This is a genomic window from Amycolatopsis sp. NPDC004368 (assembly GCF_053602515.1).
This window is the reverse complement of record NZ_JBSGDT010000015.1, coordinates 143442-163366: the sequence shown is the minus strand read 5'-3', so window position 1 is coordinate 163366 and position 19925 is coordinate 143442. Positions and strand designations below refer to the sequence as shown.

Sequence of the window (19925 nt, the reverse complement as noted above, 5' to 3'; positions counted from 1 at the left end):
CCTCCTGCCAGCGCGCTGCCAGTGGTGATCAGGGCAGCTCGCGAAGCCCCAGCGCCCAGTCGACAGCCGCCTCCGCGTGCAGCCGCGTGGTCGGGAACACCGGCACGGGGCTGTCGGACTGGTCCACCAGCAGCTCGATCTCCGTGCAGCCGTAGATCACGCCCTCGGCTCCCGCGGCGACCAGCCGCGAGATCACGTCCCGGTACACGGCCCGCGAAGCCGGCCGGGCGACCCCGCGCACCAGCTCGTCGTAGATCACCCGGTGCACCAGCTCCTGGTCCTGTTCGGACGGAACAAGCACCGAAAGCCCATGTGCTGCAAGGCGTTCGGCATAGAAGGGCTGGCTCATCGTGAACGCCGTGCCCAGCAGCCCCACCCGGGAAACGCCCGCAGACACCACCGCCACCGCCGTCGTGTCCGCGAGGTGCAGGAACGGCACGCCGACCCGGATCGACGACGCCACCTTGTGCATCGTGTTGGTGCACAACACGATCACGTCCGCGCCCGCCGCCTCCAGAGCCGAAGCGGCCGCGGCCAGCACCTCGCCCGCGGCCGCCCAGTCACCCGAGGACTGCAGTGCCTCGATCTCCGCGAAGTCCACGGAGTACAGCAGCACCCGCGCGGAGTGGTACCCGCCCAGCTTCTCGCGCACCCGCGTGTTCACCAGGCGGTAGTACTCCGCCGAAGACTCCCAGCTCATGCCGCCCAGGAGCCCGATCGTCTTCACGCCCAGAGCTGCCCGTCCAGCCGCGCCGCGGCTTCGTCGAGCGAGCCCGAATACGCTCCCGTCGACAGGTACTTCCAGCCGGCATCCGCGACGACGAAAGCCACGTCCGCGGCCTCCCCGCGCGCGGCGGCCTTCTCCGCGACGGCCAGCGCCGCGTGCAGGACCGCACCCGTTGAAATACCCGCGAAAATGCCTTCGTGCTCCAGCAGCTCACGCGTGCGCCGAAGCGCGTCGTACGCGCCGACGGAGTAGCGCCCGTTGAGCACGCTCGCGTCGTACAGCTCCGGCACGAACCCCTCGTCGAGGTTGCGCAAGCCGTACACGAGCTCGCCGTAGCGGGGCTCGGCCGCGATGATCTGCACGTCGGGCTTCGCCTCGTGCAGGTAGCGCCCGACCCCCACCAGGGTGCCCGTGGTGCCGAGGCCGCCGACGAAATGCGTGACCGTCGGCAGGTCCTTCAGCAGCTCGGGCCCGGTGCCGCGGTAGTGCGCCTCGGCGTTGGCCGGGTTGCCGTACTGGTAGAGCATCACCCAGTCGGGGTTCTGCTCGGCCAGCTCCTTGGCCCGGCGCACGGCCTCGTTCGACCCGCCCGCCGCCGGGGAGAACACGATCCGCGCGCCGTAGGCCTGCAGCAGCTGCTTGCGCTCGGTCGAGGTGTTCTCCGGCATCACGCACACCAGGCCGTAGCCCTTGAGCTTCGCGGCCATGGCCAGCGAGATGCCGGTGTTGCCCGACGTCGGCTCGAGGATCGTCGAACCGCGCCGCAGCGTGCCGTCGCGCTCGGCGGCCTCGATCATGGCCAGCGCGGGCCGGTCCTTGATCGAGCCGGTCGGGTTGCGGTCCTCGAGCTTCGCCCACAGCCGCACGTCGTGCGTGGGCGAGAGCCGGGGCAGCCCGACGAGCGGGGTGCCGCCGAGCGCCTCGAGCAAGGACTCGTAGCGAGCCATCGGCTTAGCGCGCGCCGCCGGCCACGGCGGGCAGGATGGTGAGCGTGTCGCCGTCCTTCACCTCGGCCCCGAGGCCACCGGCGAAGCGCACGTCTTCGTCGTTGACGTAGACGTTGATGAAGCGGTGCAGCTTCTCTTCCTTCACCAGGCGCGCCTTCAGCCCGGCGTGACGCGACTCGACGTCGTCGATCACCTCGAGGACGGTCTTGCCCGCCGCCTCGACGGACTTCTCGCCGCCGGTGTGCGTGCGCAGGATGGTCGGGATGGAGACGGTCACGGCCATGGTTTTCTACCTCCGGTGAGTTCCTACTGGCTGACGCACGGGACGCCCCGCGTATTCCGGCTTGCTCAGTCGACGATCTCGACCGGCTCCTCGGTGATCTCGGCGTCCACGATCCGGTACGAGCGGAACTCGTGCGAATCGGGGTCTTTCGTGGAGACGAGCACGTAGTGCGCCTCGGGTTCCGCGGCGATGTTCGCGTCGGTGCGCGACGGATAGGCCTCCGTCGCGGTGTGCGAGTGGTAGATCACCACGGGCACCTCGTCGTTCGCGGCCATCTCGCGGTAGAGCTTGAGCAGATCGCCCGAGTCGAACTCGTAGAACGTCGGCGAGCGCGCCGCGTTGAGCATGGGGATGAACCGTTCGGGCGAGTCGGAGCCTTCGGGGCCGGCGATGACGCCGCACGCCTCGTCGGGGTGGTCACGGCGGGCGTGGGCGACGATCTCGTCGACGAGTTCACGGCGGATCCTGAGCACATCGACATCTTAGGTGGTGGACCCACCCTGTCCAGACTGTGAGACCTTCCGCTCAACCACCTGCGTCGGGGACAATTCCGGGCAGTGGTCACCGACCGGCGCGTGGTCGTGCTCGCCTGCGGGCGCTCCAAGCGGTTGCGACCGAGACCCCGCACGAGCCCCTGCCGGATCTCTAGAACGCCTCCGGCCACACGTCCCGGTACGCCGCAACCCCGCCGGCCGCGGTCGCCGTGAGCAGGCCGTGCACCATCGCCCGGGCGAACACCCGCGCGGCGGCCGAGCACAACGCGTCCAGCGCCGCCGCCCGCTGCCCGTCGGCGAAGGTGCCGACGCCGCCCGGCAGCTCACGCGCGCCCGTGGCCAGGGCGAACACGGTGTCGCCGTCGAACATCGTGTGGGCCGGGCGCACGGCGCGGGCGAGGCCGTCCTGCGCGGCCACGGCGAGCCGGCGAGCCTCGGCCTTGGACAGCGAAGCGTCGCACGCGACCACGCCGATCGTGGTGTTCAATTCGGTCCGCGCCGAGGGCACCTCACCCGGGCGCGAAGGCCAGCGGACGCCGAACTCGCCGTCGACCTCGTGGTCCGCGGCGAACGCGCGACCGGTCGTGAAGTCCACGGCCTCACCGCCGGCGTTCACGGCCGCGAGCGCACCGACGGTCACGCCGTCGACCGCCTCGCTCGCCGAACCGATGCCGCCCTTGAGCGACCCGACCACGGCACCGGCCCCGGCGCCGACCGTGCCCGAGGCGAAGGTCGCCGACGCCGCTTCGCAAGCCGCGTAACCGAAAGAGGCGTCCGGCCGGTTGCCCCAGTCGCTGCGCGGCAGGTCGAACAGCACCGCGCCGGGCACGATGGGCACGACCTGGTGCGGCTCGAGCCCGACGGGAAAACCCAGGTTGCGCTCGGACAGCCAGCGCATCACGCCGTCGGCCGCGGCCAGCCCGTAGGCGCTGCCGCCGGAGAGGCACACGGCGTTCACGCGCTGCACCAGGTTCTCGGGCTCCAGCAGATTCGTCTCGCGCGTGCCGGGCGCGCCGCCGCGCTGGTCGACGGCGCCGGTCGCGCCGCCCGGCACGAGGACCACGGTGGTGCCGGTGGCCCAGCCGTCACCAAGCCGGTGGTGGTGCCCGACGAGGACACCGGGCACGTCGGTGATCACGCGGTCAGCGCCTGGATCAGGGTTTCCTGCACCCAGGTCAGCCAGTGGTACACGCCGAGGTGCGGGGCGCGCGGGTCGTCGTCGGGCAGTTCGTCGGGCATGTCCTCGGTCACGTCGAGCGCCGTGCCCAGCGCGAGGCGCACGTCGTTGAGCGCGCCCAGCCACGCGTCGGCCTGCTCCACGTCGAGGTGCACGTCGCCGCCGTCGCGGGGCAGCGTTTCGAGCACGACCTGCGCCACGCCGACCTTCGTCTCCAGCAGCTCGGGCTCGTGCAGCGACCGCATCGCGGCCGCCGAGTCGAGGTCCTCGCGCGAGGGGTTGTCGGGGTCGAGCTTGTGGAAATCGGGCAGCAGCCGCGAGAGCACCGGGTCGTCCGGCGACTCCGACGGGCCGGTGCGGATGCCGGTGAGCTCGGCCAGCTCGTCCTGCGGCGCTTCCTCGCCGCGGGCGCGCAGCATGTCCTCGAGCTGGCTGACCAGGCCGCGCAGCACGGCGGCCTCCTGCTGCTCGAACCCCGCGAGGATCACGTCGCCCTTGCGCCGCCAGGCCTTCACGAGGGCTGTTCCATCGTCGCCCAGAGGCCCGCGGCGTGCAGCTTCGCCACGTCCGTCTCCACCTTCTCCTTGGACCCCGAGGACACGATCGCCTTGCCCTTGTGGTGCACGTCGAGCATCAACTTCGTGGCGTGGTCCCGGCTGTAGCCGAACAGCTTCTGGAACACGTACGTCACGTACGACATCAGGTTGACCGGGTCGTTCCACACGATGGTCCGCCACGGCTTGTCCTCCTCGGTGGCCTCTGCCCCGAGTGGATCAACCTGCGTCTGTTCGGATGCGACAGGCGTGGACATGAACCCATCGTGTCACGGGGTGCGCGGGGGACGCCGCGCCAGGTCCGGCCATGTGGGTGAATAGGCTGGCCCCATGGGTGCACCCGAGCCGGTCACCAGCGCCAGCACCGCGCTGCTCACCGACCACTACGAGCTGACCATGCTGGGCAGCGCGCTGGCCGACGGGACCGCCGAGCGGCCCTGCGTGTTCGAGGTCTTCGCGCGCCGGCTGCCCGACGGGCGGCGCTACGGCGTCGTCGCCGGGACCGCGCGCGTCCTCGACGCCATCGCCGACTTCCGGTTCACCGACGCCGAGCTCACCGTGCTGGAGCAGACGGCGGTGGTCGACGACGCGACGCTGTCGTGGCTGGCCGGCTACGAGTTCTCCGGCGACATCGACGGTTACCCCGAGGGCGAGCTGTACTTCCCCGGCTCGCCGATCCTCACCGTGACCGGCACGTTCGCCGAGGCCGTGCTGCTCGAGACGCTGGTGCTGTCGATCCTCAACCACGACAGCGCCATCGCCTCGGCCGCCGCGCGCATGTCGGGCGCGGCGCACGGACGCCCGATCATCGAGATGGGCGGCCGGCGCACGCACGAGTACGCCGCTGTGGCCGCCGCACGCGCCTCCTACATCGCGGGCTTCGCGACCACGTCGAACCTCGAAGCCGGGCGCCGCTACGGCATTCCGACGCGCGGCACCGTCGCCCACGCCTTCATGCTGCTGCACGACAGCGAGGAGCAGGCGTTCCGCGCCCAGGTGGACAAGATGGGCCCGGACACGACGCTGCTCGTGGACACCTACGACATCACCGCCGGCATCGAGACCGCCGTGCGCGTGGCCGGGTCCGAGCTCGGCGCGATCCGCATCGACTCCGGTGACGTCGGCCCGCTCGCCCGCAAGGCGCGCGACCAGCTCGACTCCCTCGGCGCCAAGGACACCCGCATCGTGGTGTCGGGCGACCTCGACGAGCACGCGATCGCGGCGCTGCGCGCGGAGCCCGTGGACGCGTACGGCGTGGGCACCTCCGTGGTCACCGGCTCGGGCGCGCCGACCGCCGGCATGGTCTACAAGCTGGTGGAGGTCGACGGCCGGCCCGTTGCGAAACGCAGCGCGCACAAGGAATCCCGGGGCGGGCGCAAGCACTCGCTGCGGCGGCACCGCTCCACCGGCACGGCCGTGGAAGAGGTCGTGTGGACGGCCGCGTCGGGCCGCCCGAAGGCCGAGGAACACGATCTCGAGCTCCAGATCCCCCTGGTGCGCGGCGGCCGCGCGGTGGATGATCTGCCCACGCTGGACGACGCGCGGGCGCGCCTGCGCCGCGCCCAGGTCAGCCTGCCGTGGGAGGGCCTCAAGCTCTCGCACGGCGAGCCCGCGATACCGACGACGTTTCTGTAGGCGTTTTTCGAGAGGGAGCACGACATGGGAACCGCGCTGATCGTGGTGGACGTGCAGAACGACTTCTGCGAGGGTGGCTCGCTCGGCCTGCCCGGCGGCGCGGCCGCGGCCGAGGCCATCTCGCGCCGGGCCGCCGAAGGGGGCTACGACCACGTCGTCGCCACGCGCGACCACCACATCGACCCGGGCGACCACTTCAGCGACACGCCGAACTTCTCCACGAGCTGGCCGCGCCACTGCGTCGCCGGCACCGCGGGCGCGTCGTTCCACCCGTCGCTCGACGTCACGCCCATCACGGCCGTGTTCTCGAAGGGCGAGTACACCGCCGCCTACTCCGGCTTCGAGGGCAAGTCCGGCGACGGCCACTCGCTCGCGGAGTGGCTCCGCTCCCACGACGTCACGTCCGTCGACGTCGTCGGCATCGCCACGGACTTCTGCGTCCGCGCCACGGCCCTGGACGCGGCCCAGGCGGGCTTCTCCGTGAACGTCCTGCTCGACCTGACGGTCGGCGGCTCACAGCCCACGGTGGACGCGACGCTGGCGGACTTCGACAAGGCGGGGGTCACCTACAGCGGCACCGCGGTGGTGCCGCCGGCCGCGTCCTGAGTGGACGCCGGAGGTTTCCGGGCGAAGCGGCCGAGCTCACGGTCGCTTCGCCTGCGACAACTGCGGTGACACCGCGAACCCGTGCCGCTCGTAGGCCGGCACGGCACGTTCCGACGAGTGCACGGTGACCCGCTCCAGGCCCAGCTCCGCGGCCAGGCCCAGGGTCGCGTCGATCAGCCGGCCACCGATTCCGTCGTCGCGTGCCTCCGGCACCACGTACACGCACTGGACGTCGCCGGAAGCCCGCGCGAACACCAGGGGCGCCGGGACGCGGGCGGTGACGGCGAGGAACGCCATCCCGATCACCCGATCCGCACGCACGGCGACCAGGCACCGGTGCGTGGCCGCGTGCTCCCGGGACCAGGCCGCGAACTCGCGCACGAACGCGGCCCGTCCGGCGTCCGGCAGCCCCTCCCGCTCAGCCACCCAGCGCCACCGCAACTGCGCGACCGCTTCGAACTCGTCGGCACGTGCGGGGCGGATCTCGACTTTCCGCACACCGGCATTGTGGCGTGCTCAGGCCGCCGGTGGCTGCGGTGCGCCACCCTTCCCGAAGGGGTTGCACGCCGCCGTGCCCAGGTAGATGTCGCCGCTGGCCGGGCCGCCCTGGGGGAAGAGCTGGATGTGCACCGCGTGGGTCACCAGGCTGCCGTCGGCGGGTTGCGGGGTCACGGTTTCGTTGATCGTGATCGCGGCCAGCGCGGTGCCCGCCGCCCCGCCCGGGATGAGGACGCGGTAGTTCGCGGGGATGGACGAGGGCACGGTGAAGCCCTTGACCTCGCCGATCGAGACGGTGCCGGTGCTGCCGTTCCGAGTGGTCGTGCAGCCCGCCGAGTAGGTGCGGACACTCAGCGCCGGGCCGCCGTAGCGCTTGAGGACGTCGGCCTCGAAGCGCTGGCCGCCGGCGGTCACCGTGGCGGCGGGGCCGGTGCGGCCGCAGGTGGTGCCGCCGAGGCCGAAGTCCGCGACGTCGCCGGTGGCGCCGCCCTCGGTGCGGACGGAGGTGGGGCCGTCCGCGTCGCAGCGGGCGAGTTCGCCGGTGACCACGTGCTGGTTGTCGACGAGCACGTCGACGCTGCCCGAGGAGCCCCAGCCGGTCGAGGTGGGCGCGTCGGCGTGGGCGGGTGCGCCGGCGGCGGCCGCTCCCAGCAGTGCCGTCGCCGTGACCAAGATCCGTCCGCGCATCGCCCGTGCTCCCTTCGACCTGTGGTTGTTTCCTCGGCAGCGCGGAACCCCTTCGAAACGTCCCCACCACCAGACCACCCGGACGAGTGGTGTGGTGAGGAACGCAACTTGTGGGGGAAACCCGCGGTAACGAGCGTTAACCTCCTCGGAAGTCCGTTTCCGAACCGCAGGAGGTCCCCTTGTCGTCGCTGTCCCTCACCGGCCGCCGTCAGGTGCTGGCCGACCTCGTGCCCGGCACCCTCGTGCGCGACCTGACGCTGGTCGCCGGCGGTGCCCTGCTCACCGGCGCCGCCGCGCAGCTGGTGATCCCGGTCCCGGGAAGCCCGGTGCCGATGACCGGCCAGACGTTCGCCGCGCTGCTCGTGGGCGCCTCGCTCGGCATGCGCCGCGGCGCGGCCTCGATGCTGCTGTACCTGCTCGTCGGCGCGGCCGGCGTGCCGTGGTTCCAGGGCGCGACATCGGGGCTCTCCGGCGCTTCGGCCGGGTACGTCGTCGGGTTCGTGTTCGCCGGCGCCCTCGTCGGCGCGCTCGCCAAGCGCGGCGGTGACCGCACGCCGCTGCGGACCGTGGGCACCATGATCGCCGGCAACGTCGTGATCTACGCCTTCGGCGCACCGTGGCTGATGGCCGCGGCGGGCTTCGACTTCTCGACGGCGTTCGCCAAGGGCGTGGTGCCGTTCCTGATCGGCGACGCGCTGAAGATCGTGGTGGCGGCGGGTGTCCTGCCGCTCGCGTGGGCCGCGGTGGCCCGTCTGCACAAGGAAGACTGACCCGGCCGGCGATCCGGCACGAACGGCCCGTTCGCGCCGGATCGCCGAACCTGTCGCCCCCGGCGGCTATCGTGTGACGCTGTGCCCGCTCGAACAGATTTCCCCGGTGTCCTCGAACTCCTCACCCACGCAGTGGAGTCCGTGGGCGGAGCCGAGCGGCCGGGCCAGGTGAAGATGGCCGACGCCGTCGGCCACGCGATCCGCACCGGTGAACACCTCGCCGTGCAGGCGGGTACGGGCACCGGCAAGTCCCTGGCCTATCTCGTGCCCGCGATCCGCCACGCGGTGGAGAAGGAAGCCACGGTGGTCGTCTCCACGGCCACGATCGCCCTGCAGCGCCAGCTGGTCGACCGCGACCTGCCGCGGCTGGCGAAGGCGCTGAAGAAGCCGCTGGGCCGCGAACCGACCTTCGCGATCCTCAAGGGCCGCCGCAACTACCTGTGCCTGCACCGGCTCGACACGGGCGCGCCCGACGAGCCGGAAGACGCGCAGCTGTTCGACCCCTTCGCCGTTTCCCGGCTGGGCAAGGAGGTCACGCGGCTGCACGAGTGGTCGTCGGACACGGAGACCGGTGACCGCGACGAGCTCGTGCCGGGCGTGTCCGACCAGGCCTGGCGCCAGGTTTCCGTCACCGCCAAGGAATGTCTCGGCGCGGCGCGCTGCCCGATCGGCACCGACTGCTTCGCCGAGCGCGCGCGGGCCGAGGCGGGGCGCGCCGACGTGGTCGTGACCAACCACGCGCTGCTGGCCATCGACGCGTTGCAGGGCTACCAGGTCCTGCCCGACCACGACCTCGTGATCATCGACGAGGCCCACGACCTGGTGGACCGCGTCACGTCCGTCGCCACCGGCGAGCTCACCAGCGCCATGGTGTCCTCGGCCGCACGCCGCTGCGGGCGGCTGATCGACGCCGACGCGGCCGACCGGCTGCTGGAGGCCAGTGACGGCCTCGCGCTGATCCTCGACGACCTCCCCGCCGGACGGCTGGATTCGCTGCCGCAGCCGCTGAAGGGCGCGATTCCCGCGGTGCGCGACGCCGCGAAGGCGTGCCTGACCGCGCTGGGGTCCGACCGCAAGGAAGACGTCGACGGCGCCACCGCGCGCAAGCTGGCCCGCTCGCTGCTCGAAGAGGTGCACGACACCGCGGCCCGGCTGCTCGACGCGTACGACGAGGATCTGGCCCACCAGCGCGACGTCGTGTGGCTCACGGGCGACCGCTACTCCGCCAACCCGCGGCCGCCGGCGTTGAAGGTGGCGCCGCTGGGCGTGGCGGGGCTGCTGCGTGAGCGCGTGTTCAACCTCAACACCACCGTGCTGACCTCGGCCACGCTCACCCTCGGCGGCGAGTTCGACACCATGGCCCGCCAGTGGGGCCTGCCGCCGGGCGGCGCGCGCGTCACGAAGGCGCCGGGCGCGGCCACGGACAAGGAAGCCCCGGCCGACGAGGACAAGGGCCCGAAGTGGACGGGCCTCGACGTCGGCTCCCCCTTCGACCACCGGCGCAACGGGATCCTCTACCTGGCCAAGCACCTGCCGCCACCGGGCCGCGACGGCCTCGCTGAGTCCACAATGGACGAGCTGGCCGGGTTGGTCGAGGCCGCGGGCGGGCGCACGCTCGGACTGTTCTCCTCGATGCGCGCGGCCAAGCAGGCTTCCGAGGCCATGCGCGAACGGCTCGACTTCCCGATCCTGTGCCAGGGCGACGACTCCATGCCCACGCTGGTGCGCCAGTTCACCGACGAGCCGCGCACGTGTTTGTTCGGCACGCTCACGCTGTGGCAGGGCGTCGACGTGCCGGGTCCGTCGCTGCAGCTCGTGGTGGTGGACCGGATCCCGTTCCCGCGGCCCGACGACCCGGTGCTGTCCGCCCGCCAGCGTGCGGTGGAAGCCCGTGGCGGCAACGGGTTCCTCACCGTCGCGGCCACGCACGCGGCGCTGCTGCTCGCGCAGGGCACGGGCCGGCTGCACCGCTCGATGACCGACCGCGGGGTGGTCGCGGTGCTGGATTCGCGCCTGGCCACCGCGCGCTACGCCGGCTTCGTCCGCGCGTCGCTGCCGCCCTTCTGGCCCACCACGGATCCCCAGGTCGCCCGCGACGCGCTGAAGCGGCTGGACGAGGCCGCGCCGGTGTGATCGACTCCGGCCGGGCCTGCCAGCCCGACGCTGTCGCGCCCGCGTGACGGCGCGCACAACCCGGCCGGGTACGGTGAAGAGAACGAACACGACAGGGAGCACCGGTTGACCCAGGATTCGTCCAGCGCACGATCCCGGACCGTCAGTGTCGACGACACCGGGGTGCGGCGCCGGCTCGCCGATGGCAGCGAAGAGGCTGTTGAGTGGTCCGAGCTCTCGTCCGTGATGGTCAGAGTGATCCCGGACGGCCCCTGGAACGAGGATGTCTTCTTCATGCTCGTCGGCCACGACGGCAAGGGCACGGCCGTCCCCAGCGGCGACCCGGCCGCCGACGCCCTCATCGAGCGCCTCCAGTCCCTGCCCGGCTTCGACAACGACAAGTTCATCGAAGCCATGACCACGGACGCCGACCAGGCGTACGTCGTCTGGCAGAGCTGAAGGCGCCCGGCCGCGTCAGGCGGTCGGGAAGGTCTCCGTGACGGGGATGGCCTTTTTCAGCGTGCGGCTCACGGTGCACAAGCGGTCGATCGCGCGGTCCACCGCGGCGGCCAGGTCTTCGCGCTGCTGAGCATCGAGCGAAGACACGTCCACGTCGAACGTCACGTGCACACCGTCCAGCTCGGAAGCGCCTTCCTGACGGTCGGCGGTCACCCCGACCCGGAACTTCGAGTCCTCGCCGATGCGCCGGGTGATCAGGTGCTCCGCCGTGACGGCCGAGCAGCCCGCCGTCGCGATCTGCAGCAGCTCCGACGGTGAGAACGCGCCTTCCGCGCCCTTGCGCCCGATGCGCACTTCCGCGCCGCGCTCGTTGCGCCCCACGAACTGGTGCTCGCCCTCGCGCTGCACTTCCAGGGTCATCGCCCGCTCCTCCCGACGTCGTCTACTGGTCAAACCGCAAGTGGCGCACCGCTGTTCCGGCGGGCGACGCACAGCACTCAAGCGGGGTACTGCGCCAGCACCGTGATCGTGCCGGGGTCGACCTCGGTGAAGCCCGCGTCGCGCACCGCGATCACGCGGTCCTCGCGCCAGCCGGCCTCGGGGTCGTCCACGGGGCACAGCTCCTTCCAGCGCGCGGGTGACGGCGTGCGCACCGCCACGCGGTAGCCCTGCGCGGCCCACGCGGCCAGCTCGGCGTCCGACAGCAGCGACGCCAGGATCATCATGCCGTGGCCGACCTGAGCGGACGCCTTGCCGACGGTCATCGGCACCTCGGGGTTGAGCAGCAGCAGCGGCACGCCCTCGGGCGCCGGGCCCGGGGTGTCAGGCGGCAGCTCGCTGCCCGAGATCTGCAGCCGGGACACCTCTTTCGGCGTCTCGCCGACCAGCCCGGGCACGAGCGCCCGGGCCTCGGCGCCGTCGACCTCGACGGTGATGCCCGGCAGGTCGAGCACGGCCTGCCAGTGGGTGCCCCGGGCGCGCCGCGCGACCTTGCGGATGCGGTTGTCGAGCCACGCGTGCATCGGCTCGGCCCACTCGCCGCCGGGCTCGGAGCGCTCGTCCAGGCACACGGCCAGCGCCGCGGCGGCGGCCGCCTCGAGCAGGGGCGTGCGGCCGGGTGGCTCGGCGCGTTCGATGCGCAGGATCACGGGCATCGCGCGCACCTGGGCCGGGTCTTCGTCCGAGGTGTCGGACGTGTCCGCCGCGGGTAGCCCCAGCCAGTAGGCGTAGCGGCTGCCCAGCGGTTCCAGCACGTGGCTCACGGGCGGACCAGCTCCAGCCCGTCGGCGGCGTCGGCGGCCTCGACCTCGGCGCGTGTGACGCCGAGGACGAACAGCACGGCGTCGAGGTAGGGGTGCGAAAGCGCCGTGTCGGCGACCTCGCGCAGCGCGGGCTTCGCGTTGAACGCGACGCCCATGCCGGCCGCTGCCAGCATGTCGATGTCGTTCGCGCCGTCGCCCACGGCCACGCACTGGGCCAGCGGGATGCCGTAGTCCTCGGCGAAGCGGCGAAGCGCCTTCGCCTTGCCCGCGCGGTCCACGACCTCGCCGACCACGCGCCCGGTGAGCTTGCCGTCGACGATCTCCAGCTCGTTGGCCGCCGCGAAGTCGAGGCCGAGTTCGGCCACGAGGTGGTCGATGACCTGCGTGAACCCACCCGAGACGACCCCGCAGCGGAAGCCCATGCGCTTCAGCGTGCGCACGGTCGTGCGGGCGCCCGGCGTGAGCTCGATCGACGCCGCGACCTCGTCGAGCACCGTCGCGGGCAGCCCGGCCAGCAGCGAGACGCGCCGTTCGAGCGACTCGGTGAAGTTCAGCTCGCCCCGCATCGCGGCCTCGGTGATCTCGCGGACCTGCGGCTCGACCCCGGCGTGCGCGCCGAGCATCTCGATGACCTCACCCTGCACCAGCGTGGAGTCCACGTCGAACACCACCAGCCGCTTCGCCCGCCGGCTGATGCCCGCCCGCTCCACCGCGACGTCCACGTTGGCCGTCGACGCGGCGTCGGCCAGCACCTCCCGCAGCTCGGCGTCGGCGGCCTCGGTGTCCTCGCGGACGGAGACGTACAGCTCCAGCCCGGTCACCGGGTAGTCGGCGACGCTGCGGATCGAGTCGATGTTCGCCCCCAGCGCCGCCAGCCGCGCCGCGATCTCGGAGAACGACCGCGCCGTGACCGGCCGGCCCAGCATCACCAGCACGTGCGTCGAGCCCTGCTTGCCGAGCGCGAACGGATCCGCGCCGATCGCGTCGCCGATCCGCACCTCCACCTGCATGCCGACGGTCGCCATGGCCTGCTCCACGGACTCCTGCAGCCCCTCGGGGTCGCGGTAGACCCCGGCGAGCACCCCCAGCACGAGCTGCCCCCGGATCACGACCTGCTCGACATCCAGCACGTCGACGTCGTGGCGCGTGAGCACGGCGAACAGCACGGAGGAAACCCCCGGCTTGTCGGGACCGGTCGTGGTGATCAGGACGGGCGTCTGGGTCACTGGGCTCTATCCCTCGTTCGGCGCTGTGCGAGCACGCCCAGTCTGGCGCGGATGACCGGGCGCAAAAAGGGCGCGTGCCCGGCTTCACACAAGCCGGGCCCGAACGAGGGACACGCCAGCCGTTCAGCGGGCCCTGGCACGGCTGCAGAACCTCTTCGCGCAGCCCGGCCTGGGGCGGGTTCCACCCGCCCCAGGTGCGAAAAGGCGCGTGCCCGGCTTCCCGAGAAGCCGGGCACGCGCCCTTGACAGTTCCAGCAGGCCTTACTGCTCGCCCGCGTTGTCCTTGCTGTGGTCACCCGGCATGACCGCGTCGACCAGCTTCTGCGACGGTGCGGCCTGGTGGCGTGGCTTGCCGAAGAAGCCGATCTCACCCTCGGCGTGCATGCGCTCCACCATGTGCGGGTAGTGCAGCTCGAACGCGGGGCGCTCGGAGCGGATGCGGGGCAGCTCGGTGAAGTTGTGCCGCGGCGGCGGGCACGAGGTGGCCCACTCCAGGGAGTTGCCGTAGCCCCACGGGTCGTCGACGGTGACGATTTCGCCGTAGCGGTAGCTCTTGAACACGTTCCAGATGAACGGCAGCGTGGACGCCCCGAGGATGTACGCGCCGATCGTGGAGATCGTGTTCAGCGTGGTGAACCCGTCGGAGGCCAGGTAGTCCGCGTAGCGGCGGGGCATGCCCTCCGCACCGAGCCAGTGCTGCACCAGGAACGTGCCGTGGAACCCGATGAACGTGGTCCAGAAGTGCCACTTGCCGAGCTTCTCGTCCATCATCCGGCCCGTGATCTTCGGGAACCAGAAGTAGATACCGGCGAAGGTCGCGAACACGATCGTGCCGTAGAGCACGTAGTGGAAGTGCGCGACCACGAAGTAGCTGTCGGACACGTGGAAGTCGATGGCCGGCGCGGCCAGCAGGATGCCGGTCAGACCACCGAAGAGGAACGTGACGATGAAGCCCATCGAGAAGATCATCGGCGTCTCGAAGGACAGCTGGCCCTTCCACATCGTGCCGATCCAGTTGAAGAACTTCACGCCGGTCGGGACCGCGATGAGGAACGTCATGAACGAGAAGAACGGCAGCAGCACGGCCCCGGTGGCGTACATGTGGTGCGCCCACACCGCCACGGACAGGGCCGCGATCGCCAGGGTGGCGAAGACCAGGCCCTTGTAGCCGAACACCGGCTTGCGGCTGAAGACCGGGAAGATCTCCGACACGATCCCGAAGAACGGCAGCGCGACGATGTACACCTCTGGGTGACCGAAGAACCAGAACAGGTGCTGCCAGAGGATCACCCCGCCGTTGGCCGGGTCGAAGACGTGTGCCCCGAGATGCCGGTCTGCCAGCAGGCCGAACAGGGCCGCGGTCAGGATCGGGAACGCGAGCAGGATCAGGATCGACGTGACCAGGATGTTCCAGGTGAAGATGGGCATCCGGTACATCGTCATGCCCGGCGCGCGCAGGCAGACCACGGTGGTGACCATGTTGACCGCACCGAGGATCGTGCCCAGACCGGAGACGATCAGGCCCGAGATCCAGAGGTCGGCGCCGACGCCCGGCGAGTGGATCGCGTCCGACAGCGGGGTGTAGGCGAACCAGCCGAAGTCGGCGGCGCCACCCGGCGTCAGGAATCCGGAAAGGACGATCAGGCCGCCGAACAGGTACAGCCAGTACGAGAACGCGTTGAGCCGCGGGAACGCGACGTCGGGCGAACCGATCTGCAGCGGCAGGATGAAGTTGGCGAACCCGAAGAGGATCGGGGTCGCGTACAGCAGCAGCATCACCGTGCCGTGCATGGTGAAGAGCTGGTTGTACTGCTCCTGCGACAAGAATTGCTGGCCCGGGCGGGCCAGCTCCGTGCGGATCAGCATGGCCATCGCTCCGCCCGCCATGAAGAAGGCGAACGAGGTGACCAGGTACATGATGCCGATCTGCTTGTGGTCCGTCGTGCGGAACAACCGCAGCAGGTACGAACCCTTAACCGTCTCGCGCGCGGGATATGGGCGCGTTGCGATCGGCTTGGGGGCTACGGCCGTCACTCCTGCCTCCAACACTGAAACCTTGTGGTGGTCATCGTCCGGGTCGCCGGTCGGGACGGGCCCGATCCGGCGGCTAGAGGGATCGTAGCCCTCGCTACCCACCGTCGCTCGCACCGGCTGGTTAGATCACCGCATGGCCGACCCGTACACGGCTTCCGCGCTCGCTGCGGCACTCTCGGTGGCCCGTCGGCACGGTCTCGCGACGGGGTCGGCCGAGGTACTCCACGATCGCTCGAACGTGCTGGTGAGACTGGGTTCCGTCGTCGCGCGCGTGCCCGGGACGACCCGGCTCCTGCGGCCCGACGCGACGGCCTGGCTCGCACGCGATGTCGCCGTTTCCCGGTACCTCACGCAGAGTGGTGTGCTCGTCGTCTCACCCACCACGGATCCCCCGGCCGGGCCCCATTTCTCCGGCGGGCTGCCGGTGACGCTCTGGCACTGGACACCGCACGATCCGGACCATCGGCACACGCCGGAAGAAGTCGCGAGTTCACTCGCGACCGTCCACCGGGCACTGCTTGCCTATCCGGGTGAACTTCCCCACCGTGGCCCCGTCGACGAGCTGCTCGGCGCGCTCGACCGCCACGGGGCCACGATGGACGGTGCCGCGCCCGCCCTGCGCGCCGAGGCGTTGCGGCTCGCCGCGGCGCTGCCGGACTCCACGCAGGCCCTGCACGGCGACGCGCACCCCGGCAACGTCATCGCGACCGCGCAGGGGCCGTGCTGGCTGGATTTCGAGGACACCTGGCGTGGTCCGCTCGCGTGGGACCTCGCGATCCTGGCGAAACAGGGCGGACCCGGCTTCCTGGCGGCGTATCCGGGGCCGGTGCCTTCGCTGGAGGTCTGCGGGCGGTTGCGTGAGCTGTTCGTGGTGGTGTGGCGCTACCTGCTCGCGGTGCGCTTCCCCGCGCGGCTGGGGGAAGCGCGGGCGGTGCTGGCGGAGTACTTCTAGGCGTACCAGCCGAGGATGGCCTCGACGACGCCCACCGGCTCCTCCAGCGGCGTGAGGTGCCCGACGCCGGGCAGCACGACGAGCGTGGCCTCGTCGAGGGCGTCCACCATCTTCGCGGCTTCCTCGACGGGGGTGAGCTTGTCCTCCTCACCGACGATCACGAGGGCGGGCACGTCGGTCTCCCGCAGCACGTCGAGGGAATCGGGCCGGTTGCGCATCGCGCGCGCCGCCCACGCGACACCGGCGGGCGGCTGGGCGTCGATGAGCTCGCGCACGCGGTCGGCGGGTTCCTGGTTCGTCAGCAGGTTGGGCAGGTTCGCGTCGGCCAGCCAGCCCTTGACGCCCTCGGCCTCGACGCGTTCGGCGACCTTCAGCCGGTTTTCCGCCGCTTCGGGCGTGTCGGCGGTGGCCTTGGTGTCGATGAGCACGAGCCCGGCGACGCGTTCGGGAGCCGCTTTCAGCACGGCGAGGCTGAGGTAACCGCCCATGGAACACCCGCCCAGCACCACTTCTTCGAGCTCCAGCCGGTCGAGCAGCGCCACGACGTCCCGCGCGGCGTCCTCGAGGCTCGGCTCGCGGTCGGTCTCGGGCAGCGGGCTGCGGCCGAGGCCGCGCTGGTCGGGCGTGATGAGCCGCAGGCGCTCGGCCAGGGGTGCGCGGACGGGGTCCCACATGCGGGCGTCGAGGGGGAAGGCGTGGAGCAGCAGCAGCGGCAGTTCGGTCATGGGCCCGATTCTGTCGGACCCCCCGGCTAGCGTGCGGGGTGTGCTGAGGGAGATCGCGCCGAGGGAGATGTCGAGGGAGATGCCGAGGGAGATACGGACGGCGCGGCTGGTGCTGCGCCCGTTCACGGAGGCGGACCGGGCGGCCGTCGTGGCGATCCAGACGGATCCGGCCACCCGCCGCTTCACCCGGACCCGCCTGACACCCCGGCCGGCGACGTGCTGTTCGACTCGTGGCTCGCCCACTGGGCCGAGCACGGGTTCGGCTACTGGGCCGTGCTCCGCCGTGGTGAGCCCTCGGTGCTCGGCCTCACGGGTGTGCGGCTGCGGCTGTTCCGGGGCGAGCGGGTGCTGAACCTGGCGTACCGGTTCGACCCCGTCGTCTGGGGCCGCGGTTACGCGGTGGAGGCCGCGCGGGCCGCCGTGGAGTGGGCGGAGCGGGTGCTGCCGGAGATCCCGGTGCTGATCAGCGTGAACGCGGACAACGGCCCGTCACTGCGCGTCGTGGAGAAGCTGGGGTTCACGCGGTTCGAGGAGGAGGTGTCCGAGGGCGGGGTTTCGCGGCATTTCCGGCGGTGAGGACAGCTGTCCGTTCGTGCGGCGCGATCACCGGCGCCGGTTTGGCCGCCGCCGTCAACGGCGCCGGTTGGGCCGCCGTCGCGCCCGGGCGTCCCAGCACGTCCGGTGCCAGTGCCGCCGATCCGCCACGGAACCGGTTTCGTCCGCCGGCCACACCACCACGTGCGGCGTGCCGGGGCGGATCTCGTGGTCGCAACCGGGACAGCGGTAGGTCTTGGTGGCGTGCGAACCGGGGACGGTGCGCACGAGCCAGTCGCCGTCGGGCCCGGACTCGGCGTGCGCCCAGCCACTCACGGCACCGACCTCGGGCTGCTCGGCACGCCCGGACCGGCCACGACCGGGGCGATTGTGTCGGGGCACGGCAACCACGGTAACCGGAGGGATCGAGGGGGCGCGGAGGCCGGTCGGGCTGTTGGGTTTTCCGGGCTCATCACGGGCTCTGGGTGCGGGAGTGGGCGGGGTCGGCAGGCCGGGTTGGTCACGGCTTTCGAGTCCGGTCCTGGCCAGGCGCGGCAGGCCGAATTGGCCACAGACTGCAAGTCCGGTCCTGGCCGGGGGCAACAGCCCAGACCGACATTGGCCCCGTCCCGTGCCGGCCAGGTCGGCAGCCCTGGGCCGGCCGTAGGACCAGTCCCGTCCTCGCCAGGTCGGCAGCACGGATCGGCTACAGGCCGCCAAGTCCGTCGGAGCCGGGGTCGGCACCGGCGTGCTGCCCGGCCGAAAGGCGGCTGACTTGGCCCCACCGGTCGGATAACGGCCACGTTCCCGCTGGATCCGCGCCAATCGTTCCGTCGCCGCCCGTGGGTCGGCCCGGACTGGCCGTGGGCGGCGGCGGTGGCTGAGTGAGGCGCGGCCGCAGGGGCTGTGTGTTGTGATCCGGGAGCTCGGCTTCGTCGCGCCGACAGGTCAGCCGCTGCCGAACGCGATCCGGCCGAAGTGGCGTCGTCGGCCGGGCCGCATCGCCCACGTCCGCCGAGGCAGACCACAGGCGCCGCGCGGTGTCCGCGCACCCCGACAACCGGGCAAACCGGCGATCCTCACCCCTGCGCGAGAGCCAACGGCACCAACTGCTCCGCCTCCGTCAGCGACCCGTGCTGCCCGATCAACGACGACTCCACCGCCTCCGCCAGGCCGCGCACCATGCCGAACGTGCCCTGGGCCGCGGCGACGACGTCGCCGATGCGGGGGCGCACGCGGTCGCTCACGGTGGGGCCGAACCAGCCGGCCGCGATGGCCTCGTCGCGGGGCAGGACCCAGGCGCGGTTGTCCAGCTCGGACTGCCAGGCGGCGAGCACGTCGGCGGCCGCGCCGGGTTCGGTGTAGACGTGGCGGGCGCGGACCTCGCCGCCGAAGGCGCGGACGCCCGCGAGCAGGGCGGGCGAGTCCTCGAGGTCGAGCTTCTCCGAGACGGTCACCATGCCGTGGTCGGCCACCACGGCCAGCAGTGCGCCCGCGGGCAGACCGTCCACAAGGGACTCCACGAGGCGGTCGACGTGGCGCAGTTGCATCCGCCAGGCCGTGGAGCCGGGGCCGTAGAGGTGGCCGATCAGGTCGAGTTCGCTGTGGTAGGCGTAGCAGAACGACGGCGACGCGAGCACGTCCAGCGTGCGCGCGGCGAGGTCGCCCAGCGCGTGGACGCCGGCGTAACGCGCGCCGCTCTGGGTGGCGCGGGTCAGGGCGGTGTCGGCGAAGTGCGCGGAGGACACGACGGCCGTGTCGAGGCCGGCCGCGGCGGCACGTTCGAAGGTGGTCGGCAGGGGCTGGACCGTGCGGGGCGGCAGGGCGCCGCGCAGGTCGCTGCCGTCTTCGTGGGAGCGCCAGCGCAGGGCGTTGAGCACGCCGGCGCCCGGCACCTCGAACGTGTACCCGACCATGCCGTGCTCCCCCGACGCGAGGCCGGTACCGATCGCGGCGACGCCGGCCGCCGTGGTCGACGGGAAGCCGACTCGCAGCGGGCTCTTCGCGAGCTCCGTGAGGACCGGCGCGTCGGCGGCGTGTTCGGCGAGCAGCTGCCAGCCGAGGCCGTCGATGAGGAGCACGCAGGCGCTGCGGGCCTCGGGCAACACCAGCGAACCCGACTCGCCCGGCACGCCGAGCGCCCCCAGCACCGCCGGGACGACCTGGCCGAGGTGCGGGAGGTCCGTGATCTGGGGAACGTCCACGCCGACAGCTTCCCACCCGCTCGTGCGACGGCGATAATC

Annotated in this window: 23 protein-coding genes; 7 read left to right on the top strand and 16 right to left on the bottom strand. The window is 71.8% G+C overall.

The window, feature by feature from the left end; all coding sequences use genetic code 11:
- Positions 1-28: 28 nt before the first annotated feature.
- The 7 genes from ACWEOE_RS22130 to clpS form a co-directional block, all read right to left on the bottom strand.
- Entirely contained in the window at positions 29-727 is a 699-nt protein-coding gene (locus ACWEOE_RS22130; protein ID WP_452012109.1) for an aspartate/glutamate racemase family protein, read from the bottom strand.
- Positions 724-1674 (bottom strand): PLP-dependent cysteine synthase family protein, encoded by a 951-nt coding sequence (locus ACWEOE_RS22125; RefSeq protein ID WP_452012106.1) that lies wholly within the window; start codon positions 1672-1674, stop codon positions 724-726. The genes ACWEOE_RS22130 and ACWEOE_RS22125 overlap by 4 nt, the downstream gene beginning before the upstream one ends.
- Before the next feature lie 4 nt (positions 1675-1678).
- Positions 1679-1957: a MoaD/ThiS family protein gene (locus ACWEOE_RS22120; protein ID WP_452012104.1), complete on the bottom strand. Its 279-nt coding sequence runs from the start codon at positions 1955-1957 to the stop codon at positions 1679-1681.
- 65 nt (positions 1958-2022) lie between these two features.
- A complete protein-coding gene (locus tag ACWEOE_RS22115) occupies positions 2023-2430 on the bottom strand; it encodes a Mov34/MPN/PAD-1 family protein (RefSeq protein WP_452012102.1) in 408 nt (135 codons plus the stop codon).
- 172 nt (positions 2431-2602) lie between these two features.
- The gene (locus ACWEOE_RS22110; protein WP_452012100.1) at positions 2603-3589 is read right to left on the bottom strand and encodes a P1 family peptidase; all 987 of its coding nucleotides are present in this window, start codon (positions 3587-3589) and stop codon (positions 2603-2605) included.
- The gene (locus tag ACWEOE_RS22105) at positions 3586-4143 is read right to left on the bottom strand and encodes a DUF2017 domain-containing protein (protein WP_452012097.1); all 558 of its coding nucleotides are present in this window, start codon (positions 4141-4143) and stop codon (positions 3586-3588) included. Before ACWEOE_RS22105 ends, ACWEOE_RS22110 begins: the two co-directional genes overlap by 4 nt.
- Positions 4140-4439, bottom strand: coding sequence for an ATP-dependent Clp protease adapter ClpS (gene clpS, locus ACWEOE_RS22100; protein ID WP_452012094.1), 300 nt, complete (start codon positions 4437-4439; stop codon positions 4140-4142). The genes ACWEOE_RS22105 and clpS overlap by 4 nt, the downstream gene beginning before the upstream one ends.
- 73 nt (positions 4440-4512) lie before the next feature.
- Between clpS and ACWEOE_RS22095 the strand changes: the two genes are divergently transcribed.
- Both ACWEOE_RS22095 and ACWEOE_RS22090 read left to right on the top strand, forming a co-directional pair.
- Positions 4513-5817, top strand: coding sequence for a nicotinate phosphoribosyltransferase (locus ACWEOE_RS22095; protein WP_452012091.1), 1305 nt, complete (start codon positions 4513-4515; stop codon positions 5815-5817).
- 24 nt (positions 5818-5841) lie between these two features.
- Positions 5842-6423, top strand: a complete 582-nt coding sequence (locus tag ACWEOE_RS22090; RefSeq protein ID WP_452012089.1) for an isochorismatase family protein — start codon at positions 5842-5844, stop codon at positions 6421-6423.
- A gap of 36 nt (positions 6424-6459) precedes the next feature.
- On the opposite strand, the gene ACWEOE_RS22085 is transcribed toward ACWEOE_RS22090, so the two are convergent.
- Together ACWEOE_RS22085 and ACWEOE_RS22080 are read right to left on the bottom strand one after the other, a co-directional pair.
- Entirely contained in the window at positions 6460-6921 is a 462-nt protein-coding gene (locus ACWEOE_RS22085; protein WP_452012087.1) for a GNAT family N-acetyltransferase, read from the bottom strand.
- A gap of 18 nt (positions 6922-6939) precedes the next feature.
- The gene (locus tag ACWEOE_RS22080; RefSeq protein WP_452012084.1) at positions 6940-7608 is read right to left on the bottom strand and encodes a hypothetical protein; all 669 of its coding nucleotides are present in this window, start codon (positions 7606-7608) and stop codon (positions 6940-6942) included.
- Between the two features lie 179 nt (positions 7609-7787).
- On the opposite strand from ACWEOE_RS22080, the gene ACWEOE_RS22075 reads away from it, so the two are divergent.
- The 3 genes from ACWEOE_RS22075 (at position 7788) to ACWEOE_RS22065 (ending at position 10949) form a co-directional block, all read left to right on the top strand.
- Positions 7788-8378, top strand: coding sequence for a biotin transporter BioY (locus ACWEOE_RS22075; RefSeq protein WP_452012081.1), 591 nt, complete (start codon positions 7788-7790; stop codon positions 8376-8378).
- 81 nt (positions 8379-8459) lie between these two features.
- Entirely contained in the window at positions 8460-10511 is a 2052-nt protein-coding gene (locus ACWEOE_RS22070; RefSeq protein ID WP_452012079.1) for an ATP-dependent DNA helicase, read from the top strand.
- Positions 10512-10616: 105 nt separating this feature from the next.
- Positions 10617-10949: a hypothetical protein gene (locus ACWEOE_RS22065; RefSeq protein WP_452012077.1), complete on the top strand. Its 333-nt coding sequence runs from the start codon at positions 10617-10619 to the stop codon at positions 10947-10949.
- Between the two features lie 15 nt (positions 10950-10964).
- Here the strand turns inward: ACWEOE_RS22065 and ACWEOE_RS22060 are convergent, their stop codons facing one another.
- The 4 genes from ACWEOE_RS22060 to ctaD form a co-directional block, all read right to left on the bottom strand.
- Positions 10965-11369: an OsmC family protein gene (locus ACWEOE_RS22060; protein ID WP_452012075.1), complete on the bottom strand. Its 405-nt coding sequence runs from the start codon at positions 11367-11369 to the stop codon at positions 10965-10967.
- Positions 11370-11446: 77 nt separating this feature from the next.
- Positions 11447-12211, bottom strand: coding sequence for a peptidyl-tRNA hydrolase (locus ACWEOE_RS22055; RefSeq protein ID WP_452012073.1), 765 nt, complete (start codon positions 12209-12211; stop codon positions 11447-11449).
- Positions 12208-13437: a phosphoserine phosphatase SerB gene (gene serB / locus ACWEOE_RS22050; protein ID WP_452012071.1), complete on the bottom strand. Its 1230-nt coding sequence runs from the start codon at positions 13435-13437 to the stop codon at positions 12208-12210. Before serB ends, ACWEOE_RS22055 begins: the two co-directional genes overlap by 4 nt.
- A gap of 261 nt (positions 13438-13698) precedes the next feature.
- On the bottom strand, positions 13699-15471 hold the full coding sequence (gene ctaD, locus ACWEOE_RS22045) for an aa3-type cytochrome oxidase subunit I (protein ID WP_452012069.1): 1773 nt from the start codon (positions 15469-15471) through the stop codon (positions 13699-13701).
- Positions 15472-15604: 133 nt separating this feature from the next.
- On the opposite strand from ctaD, the gene ACWEOE_RS22040 reads away from it, so the two are divergent.
- Positions 15605-16423, top strand: coding sequence for a phosphotransferase (locus ACWEOE_RS22040; RefSeq protein ID WP_452012067.1), 819 nt, complete (start codon positions 15605-15607; stop codon positions 16421-16423).
- On the opposite strand, the gene ACWEOE_RS22035 is transcribed toward ACWEOE_RS22040, so the two are convergent.
- Positions 16420-17148, bottom strand: a complete 729-nt coding sequence (locus tag ACWEOE_RS22035; RefSeq protein ID WP_452012065.1) for an alpha/beta fold hydrolase — start codon at positions 17146-17148, stop codon at positions 16420-16422. The genes ACWEOE_RS22040 and ACWEOE_RS22035 overlap by 4 nt on opposite strands.
- A gap of 216 nt (positions 17149-17364) precedes the next feature.
- Between ACWEOE_RS22035 and ACWEOE_RS22030 the strand changes: the two genes are divergently transcribed.
- Positions 17365-17724 (top strand): GNAT family N-acetyltransferase, encoded by a 360-nt coding sequence (locus ACWEOE_RS22030; protein WP_452012062.1) that lies wholly within the window; start codon positions 17365-17367, stop codon positions 17722-17724.
- Between the two features lie 54 nt (positions 17725-17778).
- Here ACWEOE_RS22030 and ACWEOE_RS22025 read toward each other — a convergent pair whose 3' ends face one another.
- Positions 17779-18084: a hypothetical protein gene (locus ACWEOE_RS22025; RefSeq protein WP_452012059.1), complete on the bottom strand. Its 306-nt coding sequence runs from the start codon at positions 18082-18084 to the stop codon at positions 17779-17781.
- A gap of 677 nt (positions 18085-18761) precedes the next feature.
- Positions 18762-19886 carry an alkaline phosphatase family protein gene (locus ACWEOE_RS22020; RefSeq protein ID WP_452012057.1) on the bottom strand — a complete coding sequence of 375 codons (1125 nt, stop codon included), beginning with the start codon at positions 19884-19886 and terminating at the stop codon, positions 18762-18764.
- Positions 19887-19925: the final 39 nt, after the last annotated feature.